The 17826-nt window shown below is 40.8% G+C and carries 11 protein-coding genes and 1 pseudogene; 5 read left to right on the forward strand and 7 right to left on the reverse strand.

Annotated elements, in window-relative coordinates; all coding sequences use genetic code 11:
• Positions 1–2: 2 nt before the first annotated feature.
• Positions 3–1190, reverse strand: coding sequence for a hypothetical protein (locus ACU6U9_RS14480; RefSeq protein ID WP_446735730.1), 1188 nt, complete (start codon positions 1188–1190; stop codon positions 3–5).
• Between the two features lie 447 nt (positions 1191–1637).
• Between ACU6U9_RS14480 and ACU6U9_RS14485 the strand changes: the two genes are divergently transcribed.
• On the forward strand, positions 1638–1877 hold the full coding sequence (locus ACU6U9_RS14485) for a hypothetical protein (protein ID WP_446735731.1): 240 nt from the start codon (positions 1638–1640) through the stop codon (positions 1875–1877).
• Positions 1878–2300: 423 nt separating this feature from the next.
• A complete protein-coding gene (locus tag ACU6U9_RS14490) occupies positions 2301–2861 on the forward strand; it encodes a hypothetical protein (RefSeq protein ID WP_446735732.1) in 561 nt (186 codons plus the stop codon).
• Positions 2862–3244: 383 nt separating this feature from the next.
• Here the strand turns inward: ACU6U9_RS14490 and ACU6U9_RS14495 are convergent.
• The 3 genes and pseudogenes from ACU6U9_RS14495 to ACU6U9_RS14505 all read right to left on the reverse strand — a co-directional run bounded on the left by ACU6U9_RS14495 (position 3245) and on the right by ACU6U9_RS14505 (position 7494).
• Positions 3245–4161: pseudogene (locus ACU6U9_RS14495) on the reverse strand (helix-turn-helix domain-containing protein).
• 417 nt (positions 4162–4578) lie between these two features.
• Positions 4579–5283 carry a response regulator transcription factor gene (locus tag ACU6U9_RS14500; protein WP_446735733.1) on the reverse strand — a complete coding sequence of 235 codons (705 nt, stop codon included), beginning with the start codon at positions 5281–5283 and terminating at the stop codon, positions 4579–4581.
• A gap of 21 nt (positions 5284–5304) precedes the next feature.
• Positions 5305–7494 carry a TonB-dependent receptor plug domain-containing protein gene (locus ACU6U9_RS14505; RefSeq protein ID WP_446735734.1) on the reverse strand — a complete coding sequence of 730 codons (2190 nt, stop codon included), beginning with the start codon at positions 7492–7494 and terminating at the stop codon, positions 5305–5307.
• A gap of 400 nt (positions 7495–7894) precedes the next feature.
• Between ACU6U9_RS14505 and ACU6U9_RS14510 the strand changes: the two genes are divergently transcribed.
• Positions 7895–9235 (forward strand): hypothetical protein, encoded by a 1341-nt coding sequence (locus ACU6U9_RS14510; protein ID WP_446735735.1) that lies wholly within the window; start codon positions 7895–7897, stop codon positions 9233–9235.
• A gap of 447 nt (positions 9236–9682) precedes the next feature.
• Here the strand turns inward: ACU6U9_RS14510 and ACU6U9_RS14515 are convergent, their stop codons facing one another.
• The 3 genes from ACU6U9_RS14515 to ACU6U9_RS14525 form a co-directional block, all read right to left on the reverse strand.
• Positions 9683–11629 carry a methyl-accepting chemotaxis protein gene (locus tag ACU6U9_RS14515; RefSeq protein WP_446735736.1) on the reverse strand — a complete coding sequence of 649 codons (1947 nt, stop codon included), beginning with the start codon at positions 11627–11629 and terminating at the stop codon, positions 9683–9685.
• A gap of 231 nt (positions 11630–11860) precedes the next feature.
• Positions 11861–13441: a peptide chain release factor 3 gene (prfC, locus tag ACU6U9_RS14520; RefSeq protein ID WP_446735737.1), complete on the reverse strand. Its 1581-nt coding sequence runs from the start codon at positions 13439–13441 to the stop codon at positions 11861–11863.
• A gap of 129 nt (positions 13442–13570) precedes the next feature.
• Positions 13571–15175, reverse strand: a complete 1605-nt coding sequence (locus ACU6U9_RS14525) for an ABC-F family ATPase (RefSeq protein ID WP_446735738.1) — start codon at positions 15173–15175, stop codon at positions 13571–13573.
• A 442-nt stretch (positions 15176–15617) separates the two neighbouring features.
• Here ACU6U9_RS14525 and ACU6U9_RS14530 point away from each other — a divergent pair, with 442 nt between their 5' ends.
• Together ACU6U9_RS14530 and ACU6U9_RS14535 are read left to right on the forward strand one after the other, a co-directional pair.
• Positions 15618–17006 (forward strand): L-serine ammonia-lyase, encoded by a 1389-nt coding sequence (locus tag ACU6U9_RS14530; protein ID WP_446735739.1) that lies wholly within the window; start codon positions 15618–15620, stop codon positions 17004–17006.
• Positions 17007–17289: 283 nt separating this feature from the next.
• Positions 17290–17820 carry a YbhB/YbcL family Raf kinase inhibitor-like protein gene (locus ACU6U9_RS14535; RefSeq protein WP_446735740.1) on the forward strand — a complete coding sequence of 177 codons (531 nt, stop codon included), beginning with the start codon at positions 17290–17292 and terminating at the stop codon, positions 17818–17820.
• Positions 17821–17826 lie beyond the last annotated feature (6 nt).

Raw genomic sequence — 17826 nt, forward strand, 5'->3', positions numbered from 1 at the left:
TATTAAAACTCATTGATAACGATTGGACTGGTTAGCCATTCACGTTGTGTGTAATCTTCTATCTCAGCCGTAGCGACGTTATTAATTGCCCATGCTGCTTTCATAATTTCAATTAGATTTGTTTTGGCCTTAAGGTAGCGTACTGCATTGCTATGACCTTGTTGGTGAACAATGGTATCGCCGTTCATGAATGCATCAGTATTCACAACATAGTTACTTTCTGGGATAGAAGAGCATTGTGCAATTGCATCTTCTTGGAAGGTGTCTGACTTGAAATAATCGAAATAATCATTTCCATTAGGAATTGAACTGCTGGAAATCGCACCAAGATTGACGGCCTCTTGAATACCATCCGATATCAAATCTTGAGAATCATATGAAAGGTCATCCCATTCCCAAGCGAATTCAATACCTTTAAGGCTGTTACCTATATTATAAACTGAGCAAATAGCACCGCGCTGACCATCAACATAGTTTGCATGTAAAACCGCACCATTTGTTTTTAAAGCAATGCTGGTATCTGCTTGGATTTCAAGGTAATCAAGTTCATAGCTCATCTGCAGCGGGTCAAATCCAAGACGAAGCGACTCTACATCCATTTTACAGTAGTTAGGAATGCGCTGAGCTGCTAATGGTCTATCATCACTATGGTCTGCATTGTGAATAAAGGCATTCGAGGAAATTTCAACATTGGAGTTATCTAGGCTAGTAACAGCCCAAGGGGAAAATCCGTTAATATTGAACACATCAAGACTTTCATCGTATTTATTTAAACCAATGTTAATACTTTTAATGTGCTTATACTCATTGCTTGAAATATCTTCAATTGCTAGGTATACCCGATCAAACCATAAATCTGACTTTAAACATTCTTTGGATTGAACCCAGTTAATATCTGCTTTTATATGTGGAGCAAGACTGGTAAAAGTTAATGTTCGATTATTTTCTCCATTTAGATCTAAAATTTCTATTTGTGCTGAGCTATAAACAGGCAGTATATCAAGATATTCATTGTTTACATTTGCATACCTTGGAACAGTCACCTTATTTTCATTTTTGGTTTCATCAATATAGCAAAACTGACGGAAATCCGTTTTATTACGCATACACTTGATGTAATCCGTTGTCTCTGCGATTGATTCAATCGATATTAAAGCAGTAATGGCCGTTAAAAATAATTTCTTATGCATTTTAATTTCTATTTGTTAATTTATTAAAAAATTACTAAAGTAATTTATGTTTTATATTTTTTCAATATCAAAATAAAGTCAATTTTTATTCCTATTTAGGGTATTGCCTGCTCTGCTTACTCGTCAATATTTATTTTAATTGAATGAGATAATAATTTATTTAATAAACATTGAAATGTAGATAGTAAATAATCAGCTAGGACTATCCTAGTACATTAGTAGTAATTAAATGGACTGAATAATTATTTGATTGACAAAATTTTTAAATATAAACCAACTTCGCCGCTACTCTAACTCAAGTATTACGTAAGTCGTTCGATAATTTATTACAAGTGTAAAGAATGTAAAACCATTACTATAATTACTTAAATCATCATTATAATTATTAAAATCATTGCGTTGCATAATGCAGCCAGCCTACATATTACTAATACAAAGGAAGTGAGAATGAATCTAGTTACAAAGTTCACATTGTTAGCGATCTTGCTAACAACATCATTATTTTCAAATGCAGATTTAAAACAAGATTATGAAAATGCTGTTTGTGCAAAATTTAGGGATGTGCTTCAAACCACGCCGTTACATACTTTGGAGAAAATGACTTGGGATAAAGGATGGTTTCCTAAAGAATACCTTTATTATGCAAGTACGTGGGATAACGACGACTGCCAAGTAACATTTTCTTGATGACAATTCTATCTTTACAAGTGTTAACCTTCGAGCATCGCGTAGCAGAACTAACGACGATTTTAACGACGATTTTTTTGCTGGAAGCACTGGATATTTTTCAATTCAAGCGATGGTAGAGTGCCATATTACTTCAGACTACGTTTGGGAATGTGGCTACTCCTCTGTAACCACCGACGGCAATATGTGTTATAGATATTATGACCCTCGTTTTGATGATGATGCACCACCTAGAAGTGCTCTTTGTTTTGATAAGTCAAGTCAAGCACCGTTTTTACCTCTTGCAAAACAAACTGCGGAGGAATTACTCTAAATTATTCAACTTTACTATCTATATCAAACCTTATCACGAAACGATTAACATATAGATAGTAAACCTTTATAAGGCTTAATAATATAAAATGGAAAGTGTAGGATTTATTTATGAAGAAATTTATTAGTACTTTTTTTGTTTTCTTTATGCTTTTCATGTCGCATAATTCAAAAGCACAGGAATTAAGAGAGGTTGATCCAAACTCCGATTTTCTTTGTGATTCTATAAATAATATCGTATCGGCAATAGTCGATACATATTGTTCCGTTCCAAACTTGGCGTCCCTTGAAAATAAATGTAATGCCTATTCAAGTCATGGTGCCATGTGTGAGCTCTATAAAGAACGTGAAGCCAAGTACGTCATAAATCTTAGCTATGCCCCATTTATTAACCACCTAGAAAACGATCAGAATAAGCCTGCTTATCAGAATAATGGCCTTAACTCCATATCCGCTTTAATGGCAGAGCCAAAAGAACGAAGCGACGATGATAATGAATTTAACAGCCTATTTTTAATTTCATGCATCAATAGCCTTTCAAATAATTGGCACTGTACCTATCTCAACTATGGCATGAGTAACAGTAAATTATCACCTGACAGTGAATTTAGGTTATCTAAACTAAGGGCTGAGTTGCTTGAACGATCAGAAAATTTAGTTTCATCATTTTAGAGTACTTAATTATCTCTAAAAAATAACAGTTGTATTGGTACGACATATCATCTTAAAAAAGAAGAGAGTTACCCGTTTTGATATTGATGCCGAATCAACAACCAAAACAAAGGTAACTCTCATGCTTCATACTAACAACCCTATCATTAAACTGTAGAGATCGACTAAATCTAGCCACGAGTTAAGAGGCAAGTCTGCATCTTGCCACTGCTATTTCAACATAATAAAGTAATTGTAAACTTCATACATATAGAAGGTTTTAAAGTATTTTTTATCGGCTGTAATATACGAAAATATATTAATCAAGGGAGTTACCCTCCCATAACATGTAGTAGCTCAGCCTTGATCTGAACGTTACCCGTTTTTCAACGGTGTCTGTCAGGTTAAATTTGAGCTAAATTCTTTTCAGCCAAAACGGATTTACCATTAATTAATGTCTCTAGCGGTGTCCTGCCGCAGCATATTTTACCTTGATGAGTTCGTTCATTATTGTAGTAATTCATCCTGCCATCCAGATATTTTTGTAAATCCTCCATATTTGTGTACAACTTTTTACGAAACGTAATCTGATAAAACGCATTCAAAATAGTTATATGAAAACGCTCTCAGATGCCGTTGGTTTACTGTAACATTGCTTTGGTTTTTGTATGGTCAATATCATTGATCGCTAGATATAACTGATAACCATGCTGATCCACACGGCCACAATATTCAGTGCCTCTGTCGGTTAAAATGCGCAACATTGGCAGATCATGCTGCTCAAAATAAGGAGCACTTTGTCGTTTTACATCCGGGACTGTGATGGGGATTTTGGTTATGTAGTGTTTCTATCTCACCATATGCTTCGTCAACATGTTTCTTTTTCTCAAGTGCAACCACCTGCGCATCACTGAGAATAATGCCTTCATTAACGACTTTATCTTCAAGCACTTTGAGGCGTTTTTTGAATTTTTCGAGATTATGACTTAGCCAGATTGAACGTCGCCACTACTTGAAACAAAGATGCCTTTCTACGCAGCTTATTACTCGTATGATGCTGACCATGAGCAGATTACTCAATGATATACTCAATAACAGCTTGTTCGGTTTGATCGTCGACACGATTTTTGACATTGGACACTTTACGTATTTTCGATATAAGCGCATCAATGCCACCGCCTTCAACAAGCTCATGATAACAATAAAATGTATCTCTTGATGCACCCATAACCTTACAAGCCCTGAATACATTACCCAGTTCTTCGGCTAAATTCAGCAAGCCTGCTTTGTGTTTTATGATGGGGTTGTTAGTATGAAGCATGAGAGTTACCTTTTTTTAGATAATGATTCGACACCAATATCAAAACAGGTAACTCTCTTTCAAGAGATATGTCAGCAGTACACCTAAGCTACTATATCTAAATCACGTCTGATAGTCATATCCACAACACTATAGAGCATTTTCTTTTCTTCTTTAGCCCTCAACCAGTCAGGCGTCGTTTTAACGTAACGGCCATGGTGTTCTCTGTGCTTTTAATTTCAGTAACTCCCCCCTTAAGTTTGATTATTTTTTTTAAAATAGCTTTTCTTTACATTAATTTTTAACGCACTTTACACTCCCCTACAATAAGGCTGTAACGACTATTAAAAATATAAAATAACCATCCAAATCATTAAGGTAGTTTCTATAGCAAGCATTAATTAAAGCTTAGTAAATGTATCTAGTCTCACAAATGGATTATTCGTCGAAACAGTAACCCTGACCACGAACTGTTTTAATGCTATTCACCTCAATACCTGCCGCCGTAATTTTTTTACGAATCTTACTAATATGCATATCTAAGGTACGATCATAGCGGCTAAATTCACGTAACAATACGCTTTGATAAAGTCGGGCCTTACTTAACACTTCCCCCTGTTCTTTTATTAATGCGTATAAAAGGTCAAATTCTATCGGTGTGAGTTTTACGTTTTGGTTACGGACTAAAACTTCCCCATTTTTCTTATTCATGCTAATGTTTAAATTAGCACTATTAATAACTCTTGAAATATGATTAATATTGACTTTATCATGATGCATATCCGTTTTTGCACATCTCAAAGTGGATGCAATTCTTAATTTTAGATCCTCCATACTAAATGGTTTACCTAAATAATCATCTGTTCCAGTTTTAAAGTCTTTTATGCAATCTTTCTCACCGTCTTTAGCAGTTAATATCAGCACTGGAATTAGTTTTTTTGAGCGTAAAGAGCTCAAGACTTGAAACCCGTTTAGCTTGGAGCTCATTACATTCAATAATACAATCTGATAACCGCTATCTAATGCCAATCGCAATCCTTCGTCACCATCAAGTTCCGAATCAACCTCATACCCAAGTGAATATAAAAGTGTATTAACGGACAATTCATCTTCAATGATCAGTGTGCTTCCATTCTGATCCATAACTAATTCCTTTATAAGAATCTAAAATTCAATCATTGTTTTAAGATTAAACGCTCGCCCTGGTCGCTGGACGCCATAGTGATCGTAGAGTTTTTCATCGGTTATATTCTGAATTTCAGCGGACAACGAAACAGTATATGAATAAATATCTTTCGTGTAGATTGTGGCTAAACTATGACTTTCTTGAGACGGAACAAAAGGCTTTAACTTCGATGAGCCGTAGTCTTCCCATATAATTTCAAACCTATCTACAAATCGATAATTCCAATTAAGTCTAAATTCATCATACCCTGCAAACACATCCATCCACTTAAGGCCAACTTTTGTATTGAAAAAAGTATGTGGGCGATTGGGTACTCGTTCATCTTTAAATTGTGCAAATAGGCCCTCATCTGCGGTATTTATCAGATCGAGACTCGTATAATTAGCTTTTATACTTAAGAAATCTTCAGGAGATGCCCAAGACCCTGAGACCTGAAAGCCTTTCGAATCGACAGATGAAATATTTTGATATTGTGATACGTTATTGACGGTCATTAAAGTAATGGCATCTTCAACATCACGCATGAAAAAATTGGTACTGGCTGTCCAAGAGCCGTAATCATTGTTTAACCCATCAATTTCTAACGATAAATTATAGTTGTTACTGTACTCTTCGTTCAGCTCCACATTTGCAATAACATTCTCTGCATTACCAAACACTTCATCGAAACCAGGAAGACGAGTCGCCTGTTCATAGGAAACTTTCCCGATTAGCCACTCGTAAAATTTGTACCGAACGACATTCCCCCACCCCATTCGGTCAATACTTGAATCAAGGTTTTCTTGTAACTCTGTTGTGCCATTAAGTTGCCTGCTCTCCCGCTCCTGACTGTAATGTTTAACAAATAATTTATTTTGCAGCTTATCATCAAAGAAATCGAGCGTGTAATTGACACCCGTAACCAAGCTAAACATATCTCGGTCCGCATCAGTTGAGTCAATTTGATCGTCTGTTAGATAATCATTTTTTGATGACTGTCGGTGCCATGTAGGTGAAGCGGAAAAATCTAAAGAGTGGTCTTCGGCTAACTCCCAACCTAAATGAACAATGGCATATTCGTTATTGCGCCAGTAAGTACAATCGCAAGCAACATCTATCTCACCAGGGTGTGCTACTGGCGTAATGACCTCATCACCATTCCATAAATAGGAGTAGTCGCCAATATCAAAGAAGTCTGTTTTCATTTCTGATGCGCCAGCCGTAACAGAAAGAGATAATTCGTCCCTAAGTTGCTTTTTATACCTTAGGTTTAAGCCATACGCTTTACGTTCAACGGTTGCCTCGCCATAAACTTGACTCATGGTTACATTATGTTGTATTTCTTTATTATATTCGCTTGTATATAAACCCACCTGAAACAAATCGGCCCAAGTTTGATTGGTATAACCAAAGTCCACATTGGCGCCTTGCCCTTCGTAAACATCATGAAAACGCTTCGCTTTATAAGGCTCTGCCTTTCCCAAGTTAGTTGGAAGCGTTACATCTACCTCATAATTGTTATCACTGTAATCATAAAACCCGCTAAAGCGGCTAAAAAAACCACTGTTATTAGCGTAATTAAGGTTCAGAGTTGACCTGCTCGTATTAAAATCTCCCATCATATGAGAAATCGACCCTCCCGTGCCTTCTTGCCCTTTTTCAGTAATGAAGTTTACGGCGCCACCCAGCGCATCCGCACCCAATTCAATAGGGACAACGCCATGATAAACGTCAGCCCGTTGAATTAAGTTAAGCGGAATAGAGCTGATACCAAATGTATAAGCTGACATTTCAAGTGGGATGCCGTCTATAAAAAAACGAATTTGCTCATCTTCGAGCCCGTTAAGGGAGAATCGCTCTCGTGACCCTAGTCCACCCATTCTCCTGATACTGATGCCGGGCTCTCGAGATAAGACCTCACTTAAATCTGCTGTTAACTTTTGATCCGCCTTTAAATCAATAACATCTACCGCTGCCGCGGATTGCTCTAGCACACTTGCCTCGTCTGTCGCTCCGACAATAACAAGCGTTTCAAGCTCCTTGGTTTCATCATTTGTTTCAGATTTTACTGTCTCTGCCCAAGCAAAGGATTGAGCCAATACAAAAAAACCAATGCACGCTAGCCAGCTTGGAAACTGAAAAAACTGAATGAAATTATGTATTTTTAAGAATGCAGATCGGCGGAGCATTTCATACTACCTAGAGCCCTAAAGCCCAAAAATATTTAAACAGGAAAATGAATCAACAACTTAAACGAAGGGTTTCAGTGTTCTTATCAAAGCCCTAGTAAAAGATGAGAATAATAATAAGAATTAGTAATGTTAATCGTTATAAGTATCGAACTGCAAGAAGAAACGTGCCAAATACATAACTAAATAAGATTAATTCAAATAACGTAAATATAATTATCATCATTTGATAATGCAATTGAAAATAGTTATCATTATCGTGCTTTTGGGGTTAAAGCCGTGGCTTCAAGTTATACTATTTAGCGGGACATTAATAAATTGATGTCTTCTCCTAAATGTTCATTGAACAACCACACATAACCAAGGCTTTTCCATGGAATTCATATAGTTAGGAAACACAATGAAATTACGAAATTTACTACCCTGCCTAGTCGCTAGCGCTCTACTAACAGCTTGTGGCTCAGATAGCGATAGCAGCACACAAGATGAACTGAGACATCTTGACCCAAACAACCCAATGTATTTGGTTAAGAGTACTACTTGGGTAGGAGATGCAGGGACTTCTCTTCACTTTTTAACCAATACTCTTGATGGAGAAACTGCATTTGACCCTAAAACAGCCCTTGCTATCGAAGAATATACCGGCATCGCCATACCAGAAGGCTACAACCCTGACAATGCATTCTATGTTGGCATGTACAATTCTAACGTTCTTCGTCGCTACGTTGTAAGCGATACTGGCGAGGTAAGCCTTGATGATGAAATGGATTTTGCAGGCATTGCTGGCACAAAAAACGCCCGTAACTTACTGCGTGCCACTCAATTCATGTCACCGACTAAAGCTTACGCTCTAGACTTTACCGGCCTTCAGGTTATTGCATTTAACCCTACTGACATGACCCTCATCGATACCGACAAGTCCACAGAAAAAGTTGATACCATCTCCCTAAAAAGTCTTAAAGAAAATGCTTTACCAAGCACTTGGTCTGTTTTCCCTACAACAGATGGCGACCGCTTTGTTGCAACGATCGGTTTCTATGGTAAAGGTAAAGATGGAGCTGACCCTGGTCTTACCAAGCTAGTTATTGTCGACTCAAATAATGACAGCCTAGCCACGGACTCAGTCAATAACTGTAGCGCTGTAACAGGTGCGGCAAAAGATGCTACTGGCAATATGTACTTCGCATCCTATGATGTATCTGCAATAAAGCACCACCTGGGAATTGGAGCTTATGCGCCTTGTGTGATCCGCGTACTTGCTGGTACCAATGAGTTTGACGATTCATACCTGATGCACATGCAAAACTTAACTAACAATGGCCGCATGGCTATGGGGGCCGTAACAGGCAATGGAGACATTGGTTATAACCTAATCATGAGTGATGCAGGTCAAGCGATGATGGCAATTCCAGAACTTGCAGACAAAGCACGCAGTCTTCCAGTTTGGGAGTTCAATAGCTTCGACTTAACAGACAGCAATGCAATTGCAACTAAGGTCGATGGCGTAACAAGCACACCAAACAATAAACTCTTTCCGGGTGTTCCTGCTGTTGAAGGTGGTACAATTGGTCGAATTTTAAATGGTTCTTTCAAACATCATGAGTTAGGTAACATCACTTGGATGGCCCAAATTGATAATGCGGATACTAGCTCAATTTACAATGCTGCCAACCCAGAAACCTGGTCATTGATCACCAACAAGGTTCCGGGTCAAATTGAATTTGTAGGTCGCTTAAAATAAGACCTCAATTCAAAAAAGTGCGGCACTAGCCGCACTTTTCCATTCCCTTCTAGTATAAATTCATCATCTACGTCTTAACTACGTTCAAGTCTGATAGTCTCACAACACCTCATTGCGTTAACTCGACGTCGGGCTTTCTTGCTAATCTAAATTTTGTTCTCCTTTAAGCACCCGGTTTAATTTCGATTACAAAGTACATTCAATTGTGAATTAAACTCTACAGTCAATGCATAACCTACTGACATAATCGGATACATCTATAAATTTCACAGTGAATATTATAAAGCCTACTTACAATAAAAGATGGGCAACTCATAACAGCAACTCAGCGGTTATTAGGCAGTAAAAGCACAACCCTAAGAGATAACGCTAGAAGAGATCATCGAGATTAAAATCAGCAACATAGTAAGCGTGAATAGTTTAATTTAGCATCGGCTTAATCAAGCCTTAGACCTTAAAGCCACTCACTAGCTTGTGCAGTTCTTGGCAGAGCTGCATCATTTCTTGGCTTGCTTCGGTATTTTGCTGAGAGCCTACTTCTGTTTGCTCAGCCGCACTATTAATCGCAGATATATTGCTATTAATATCCTCAACCACATTGGATTGCTCTTCAACTGATGACGTCACTTGTTTATTGGTGTCGTTAATGTGAGTGATGATCTCCAATACACCGTCTAAGGCTTGGCCGGTTAATATTGATTTTTCAACTGTATCATGGGCTTCATCTTTCGATGTATCCATGACCTTCACTGCCGATGATGTGCTCTCTTGCAGGTTGTGAATCATTTCTTGAATTTCACTGGTGGACTCTCTGGTTCTTTGCGCCAAATTTCTTACTTCGTCGGCTACCACTGCAAAACCGCGACCTTGTTCTCCTGCTCGGGCCGCCTCAATTGCAGCATTAAGTGCAAGTAAATTCGTCTGCTCAGAAATAGCGGTGATGACTTCAACCACTGATCCAATTTCTAAAGAGCTTTGCTCCAACGTTTTAATAACCTCAACAGACTCCTCTACTTTATTGGAAAGACTGCGAATCGATGAAATGGTTTGATCAACCGATATTTTACCAGCCTCGGCTTGCTCTTTTGCTTTTTGTGCCGCACCAGCAGAGTCAGAAGCATGTTTAACCACACCTTGAATACTGTATGACATTTGATTAATGGCCGCGGCCACCTGAGTCGTCAATTCTTTTTGTGAGGCTATCGCTACATTCGCTTGCTTGGAGAGGCTTGAAACCTTTTGGGAGCCTTTCATGATATGGTTACCGGAAGCCACAATACCCTCAATGACACTTTTTAAATTATGCGTCATCTCGGCAACAGAGCGAAAAATGCCCGTCGCCAAATTCACATCACCAAAACTATGAGTTAAATCGCCTTTTGCTACCATTCGAGTCACTCTCGCAATGTCTTGAGGCTCGCCACCAATTGGCTTTCTGATCACTTTTGCCACATACCTAGATAAAACCACACCCATTAAAATACTCAGTACCGACACGGCCAATATCATGTTCATTGCATTTTCGGCATCGGATTGTGCCACTGGCCCTAATGCTTCCTGCTCCGTTTTTACTGAAAGTTTTACGTCCTCAATCAAAGAGGCAATAACAGGCCCTGTTCGATTTAAGGTATTATCAATCAACTGATTGCGTTTAACGATGGTTAAATGAACATCATCAAGCGCATTCATGTACCGCCCCAAAGATGTATTTATTTCACTGAGATTTTGAATTTCGCTTGGGAGGAGTTCACCAATAACTGTGAGCTCTTTTTTATAATCAAGCGTTAACTCTTTAACAGCTTTATCGTAATCCGCTTCATTATTACTCACTAAAAACTTCACCACATATAAACGCCCCAGTAACAAGGCCTCTTCTGTTTTTGCAATATGGTAAACATTGTTTGGATCATCTTGACGGTGACGGTCAAGTATTTGAGTTAGAATCTCATTCATTCTCAGACCAGATGGGTCTAAATCGTTTTTAACAATTTCATACCGGTGAGCAATCAACTCTACTATTTGCTTAAACGCTTGTTTATATTCCCCTACAAGTAGTATGGACTCTTCTATATGTTTCGTCCGAGTTGGATTTTCAATTTCTTCTTTTGCTCGGGATAAAAATATTTCTAATTGAGATAAACGCTCTTCGTATTCGTTCAGAATCTCAGGGTCGTGAAAATCAAGGTACTTGAGCGCGTTTAGGCGAACCAACAACATGTTTGCCTGCACTCGACCTGACAAATTGGTATCTCGGGCTAGCCCTCGATAATCCACAAAATTGTCATAACCGTTTTTTAAACCCATGTAAGAGAATACAGATAAACAGATAAGCAACGATATCGTTGCGCCAAACGCCACATTTAATTGCGTTGACAATTTTAGCTTTTGGTACATGAAGGCCACTATTACTTAATAAGCACACGCTTATTTTGAGTATTGTTTATTTTGCTATTAATGCAAATGAGCCGTCTAGGGGGAGAGCCGAACATGGCAAGGAATGCTAAGGCCATTTATGATGACTTACCTGAAACCAGGTACTAGGGTCCATTCCATAGGAAGTGCTAAAGTAGAAACTAAAAAGCCCAATTCAGAAAGAACTGGGCTTTTTAAAAGGAGCGCTAAAGGCTAGTGCTCGCGAGTTGCAAAGAACTCAACATCAGGATGTCGGTCTTGCGCTAACGACAAGTTCACCATAGTAGGCGCGATATACGTTAGGTTATTGCCGCCATCTAGGGCGAGGTTTTCATAGGCTTTTTTCTCAAACTCAGCAAACTTGAGTTTATTTGTCGAGCCTACCCAGCGTGCCGTTGCCACACTGATCGGTTCATAAATGGCCTCAACTTTGTATTCATCTTTTAAGCGCTGTGCAACCACATCAAACTGTAGAATACCCACAGCGCCCACAATGAGGTCATTGTTTTTGAGTGGACGGAACACCTGAACGGCACCTTCTTCTGAAAGCTGAATAATGCCTTTAAGCAGCTGCTTCTGCTTCAGCGGATCTTTTAGACGAATACGCTTGAACAGCTCAGGGGCGAAGTGAGGTATACCTGTAAACTTGATGTCTTCGCCTTGCGTAAACGTATCACCAATTTGAATCGAGCCATGGTTATGCAGACCAATGATATCACCTGCATAGGCTTCTTCGGCCGCTTCACGGTCGCCTGCCATAAAGGTTAAGGCGTCACCTATGCGAACATCTTTACCGATGCGCACGTGCTTGGCTTTCATGCCCTTTTCATACTTACCCGACACAATACGCATAAACGCCACGCGGTCACGGTGTTGCGGGTCCATGTTGGCTTGAATTTTAAAAACAAAGCCGGTGAATTTTTCTTCTGTTGGGGCTACATCGCGGTCTTCTGTTTTACGCACTTTTGGTGTTGGCGCCCACTTAATTAAACCATCTAACATGTGGTCCACACCAAAGTTACCCAATGCCGTACCAAAATAAACCGGTGTCAGCTCGCCTGCTAAAAACATTTCAAGATCAAATGGGTTTGATGCACCACGAACCAACTCCACTTCTTCACGGAAGTCATCGGCATAGGCACCTAAGGCGGTATCAAATTCAGGGTTATCTAAACCTTTGATCACACGACGCTCTTGAATGGTGTGGCCCTGACCCGTTGAGTACAAAATGACCTCGTCATCATATAAGTTGTACACACCTTTGAATTCTTTACCCATGCCAATAGGCCAAGTAATCGGCGCACACATGATATCGAGTACATCTTCAACTTCATCCATAACATCAATCGGATCGCGGGTATCACGGTCTAATTTGTTCATAAAGGTGATGATTGGGGTATCACGTAGACGGGTAACTTCCATCAATTTAACGGTACGTTCTTCTACACCTTTGGCGGCATCAATAACCATTAAGCAAGAATCAACCGCCGTTAGGGTGCGGTAGGTATCTTCCGAGAAGTCTTCGTGCCCTGGGGTGTCTAATAGATTAACCAAGCAATCGTGATATGGGAACTGCATAACCGAGGTAGTAATAGAGATACCGCGGTCTTTCTCCATTTGCATCCAATCGGATTTAGCGTGCTGATTCGAACCACGACCCTTTACCGTACCGGCTTTTTGAATGGCGTTGCCGAACAACAATACTTTTTCAGTAATGGTGGTCTTACCCGCATCGGGGTGAGAAATAATAGCGAATGTGCGGCGCTTGCCCACTTGTGTAACTTGGTTGCTCATATTCGGCTTTTTAGATGATCAGAAATTGCCGAGCATTATATCTGCCAACGGCCTAAGTTACGAGCATGTCAGATTGCCATGCTCGCGAAGGAAAACGTGAACGCCAGTGAATCATCACTGGCCTAGCACTTAAGCGACTTTTTGATTCGCCGCTTTGTTTGCCAGCATTTCATCGTATGTGCCTTTGAAATCAATCAATTGATTGTCTTTGATTTCAATCACACGCGTGGCCAATGATGATACAAACTCGCGGTCATGGCTGACAAAAATTAGTGTGCCATCAAACTCTTTAAGGGCGTCGTTTAACGCTTGAATGGATTCCATATCCAAGTGGTTAGTAGGCTCATCCATGATAAGAACGTTTAAGTCCATCATCATCAACTTGCCGAACAATAAGCGGTTCTTCTCACCACCTGAGCACACCCGAGCTTTCTTGTTGAAGTCGTCGGCGGTGAATAATAAACGGCCCAACATAGCGCGTACTTTTAAATCATCATGTTTTGGTGTGCGCCACTGGCTCATCCATTCGAACAAGGTGAGGTCGCAATCAAAATCTGTGGTGCTGTCCTGCGGGCAGTAACCCAGCGTCGCGTTTTCAGACCATTTCACCACACCGTGATTAGGTGAGATTTGATCCATCAAGCAGCGTAAGAACGTGGTTTTACCCGCGCCGTTTTCACCAATGACGGCAAGCTTAGCGCCTGCTTCAAGGATAATATCGCCGCCTTTAAATAAGGTTTCGCCGTCAAAGCCATGAGACAACTGCTCTAGCTCAAGTACTTGACGGTGTAGTTTTTTGTCTTGGCGCAAGCTGATAGACGGGGTTTGACGAGAGCTTTGCTTCACTTCATCTAACGTGATCTTATCCATTTTCTTCGCACGAGACTGAGCTTGCTTTGACTTTGAAGCATTAGCCGAGAAGCGATTTACAAACGCTTGCAGCTCGTCAATTTCGGCGCTTTTCTTCGCGTTTTCGCCCAACAACTGATCACGGATCAAAGTAGACGCTTCTACAAAGTACTCATAGTTACCTGGGTAAATACGCAGCTCGCCATAATCGATATCGGCCATGTGCGTGCACACTGAGTTTAAGAAGTGACGATCGTGGGAAATTATAATCATGGTGCTTTTGCGTTTGTTCAACACATCAGCCAGCCAGTTAATGGTATCGATGTCCAAGTTGTTGGTTGGCTCATCGAGCAACAGGATTTCTGGGTTGGCAAATAATGCCTGCGCCAATAGCACACGTAGCTTCCAGCCTGGGGCCAGTTGCTTCATTAGGCCATAATGAAATTCTTCTTCGATGCCTGCTTCTAGCAAGATTTCACCGGCACGGCTTTCGGCGCTGTAACCATCCATTTCGGCGTATTCAGCTTCAAGATCGCCCACACGCATGCCGTCTTCTTCGGTCATGTCTGGCTTAGCATAAATCGCATCACGGGCTTGTTTGATTTTCCACAGGGCCACATCCCCCATGATAACCGCATCCACCACTGAGAACTCTTCAAAGGCGTATTGATCCTGACTCAGCGTACCCACCTTGTTCCCAGGGGTAATCGACAGATTACCCGAGGTTGGCGTCAACTCACCACTTAGGATCTTCATGAAGGTGGATTTACCACAACCATTCGCCCCAATTAAGCCATAACGATTGCCGTGACCAAACTGTGCAGAGATGTTTTCAAACAAAGGCTCGGCGCCAAATTGCATGGTGATGTTTGCGGTTGTAATCAAAAAGGTATCCTGGGGCGGGCGCTCAAAAAGCAGCAATGCCAAATAAGGTAATAATTGGGCGCACTATATAGATCAAGGCGGGTTTTGTCGAGGCAGCTGTATGGATTTTAATCAACTCAAGTCTATTTCGGTTAGTCATAGGCTTATTGGCGTTGTTTTAGGGTGTGAAATCAGGCATTCCATGGGAGCCTAGAAAATGTCCTTTTTGGCTTCAGGCCTGGCGATATGGGCATCACCTGCTTGCATGAGCTCATCCTAAGTATTTATTGCTATTTATAAAGGCGTTACTGTGCTCAACAGCACCATAATACATAAGCTAATACCCTCATCAAAACGATTGTAATCCTTCAGGTGCCAATGAAAAATTTACTGCCGTTAATTTAGCTGGAACCAAAGTTCAATTAGCACTAACCTCAAAAGATAAAAATTCACGGTGAGCACTATGTTTATAAGCACGCTTGATTTGTTTAAAGTGGGGATTGGCCCTTCGAGTTCTCACACTATGGGGCCAATGGAAGCCGCGGTCGATTTTCGTTTTAAAATATCGGCTTTATTAACAAAACAGCATGCACATCAGCACACTGTTAAAGAGGCCAATTTTGTTCGGTGCACTCTTAAAGGTAGCCTAGCCTTTACCGGTAAAGGCCACGCAACCGATAAAGCTATCATATTGGGCCTGCACGGCTTTCGCCCTAAAGCGTTGGCAAACATCAATGTCACAGCCAAACTTCAAGCACTTGAAACACAAACCCATATTGATCTGGATGAAGGTGAAATTAATTTTGATCCGCAGAACAATATAGAATTCGATTTTGGCCCACCATTACCTGAACACACCAACGGTTTAATTTTTGATTTTGTTAGGGACGGCCAAACCGTTTTAAGTGAAACCTACTTTTCGATTGGCGGCGGATTTATAACCACGCTTTCAGATATTCAAGCAATTGAAGCCCCCATCAAAATTCATAATGAACACACTTGCCCATTTGCCTTTGACAGTGCCAAAAGTATGCTGCAAATGAGCCACGAACATAAACGATCGATTGCGCAAATGAAGTATGCAAATGAGCTATGCTTTAACTCCAAAAAAGCAGTAGATGAACAACTGGCTACTTTATGGTCCGCCATGCAAAACTGCATTAAATTAGGTTTGAATGCTGACGAGATACTGCCCGGTGAATTACACATTCAGCGCCGCGCAAAGCAACTGTATCAACAATTAGATAATGCCGATCCTACTTGCACGGTTAATGATTGGCTGTGCGCCTACGCTATGGCCGTTAATGAAGAAAATGCCGCCGGGCACATGGTGGTCACCGCACCAACTAATGGTGCAGCAGGCGTTGTGCCTGCTGTGCTGTATTATTTTATGAAACATGAAAATGGCCACGAAGAACAAGCCCAAGAATTCCTGTTAACGGCAGGCGCTATCGGAGGATTAATCAAACACAAAAGTTCTATATCCGGTGCTGAGGTTGGCTGCCAAGGTGAAGTGGGCAGCGCATCGGCCATGGCGGCAGCCGGTTTATGTGCGGTTCGTGGCGGCACCACAGAACAAATTGAAAATGCCGCAGAAATTGCACTTGAACATCACTTAGGTATGACCTGCGACCCCGTTGCAGGCTTAGTACAAGTTCCTTGCATTGAGCGCAACGGTTTTGGTGCGATTAAAGCCTATACCGCCGCTAGCTTAGCCCTTCGCGGTAACGGCAAGCATTTTATGCCGCTCGATAGTTGCATACAGGCCATGAAGCAGACCGGCTTGGAAATGTCTCATAAATACAAAGAGACATCATTGGGTGGCCTTGCTGTGAGCATTACTGAGTGTTAAATCTTTCTGAGCAGTACGCGTTAATAAACACGCTGAACAGCATGCCGTTTTTATCAAAAGAAACTAGGCAGTAAATGCAGTCGAGTAATTGAGCTGTGATAAATGATACGGTTATTTCTCGCCACTAAGCATGTGTAGAAGACAATAACTTGATTTACGGCGCCCCTATAAAAACATCAATAAGTATCAAAATAACTCAATAAATGTAAATATTGATCCTTTGTGTAAATTCCAGTCCATCAAACCGCCTTATAGTTGAATCCTCATTTAAAAGGAGATCTCAATGAAAACCACACTTTTATTAGCACTATTGGCTATGACGCCCCTAACAAGCCTCGCCTTCAGCCTAACAAGCACAGACATCCAAGAGGGCTCACGCATGAAACACGCACTGAGCTTCAATGGTTTTGGCTGTAGCGGCAACAATGAATCGCCCCAATTAAACTGGAGCGATGCGCCGAAAGGTACGAAGAGTTTTGCCATAACCGCTTATGACCCTGACGCCCCTACAGAGAGTGGTTTTTGGCACTGGGTGGTTTTAGATATCCCCGCGTCGCTCACCACAATGGCTCACGGTGCTTCGAGTAAACTGAAGCAGGCCAAAGAAAAAAGGAATGATTACGGCATCAAAGGCTATGGCGGCCCCTGCCCACCAAAAGGCCATGGCATGCACCGCTACCAGTTCACGGTGTGGGCCTTACCAACAGAAAAGCTCGACATACCCGATAATGCATCCAACGCCGTTGTTGGCTTCATGCTCAACGCAACATCACTGGGTAACGCGCGCTTAACCAGTACATTTGTTAACGAATAAACCAAT

Source organism: Pseudomonas sp. HK3 (assembly GCF_052920985.1).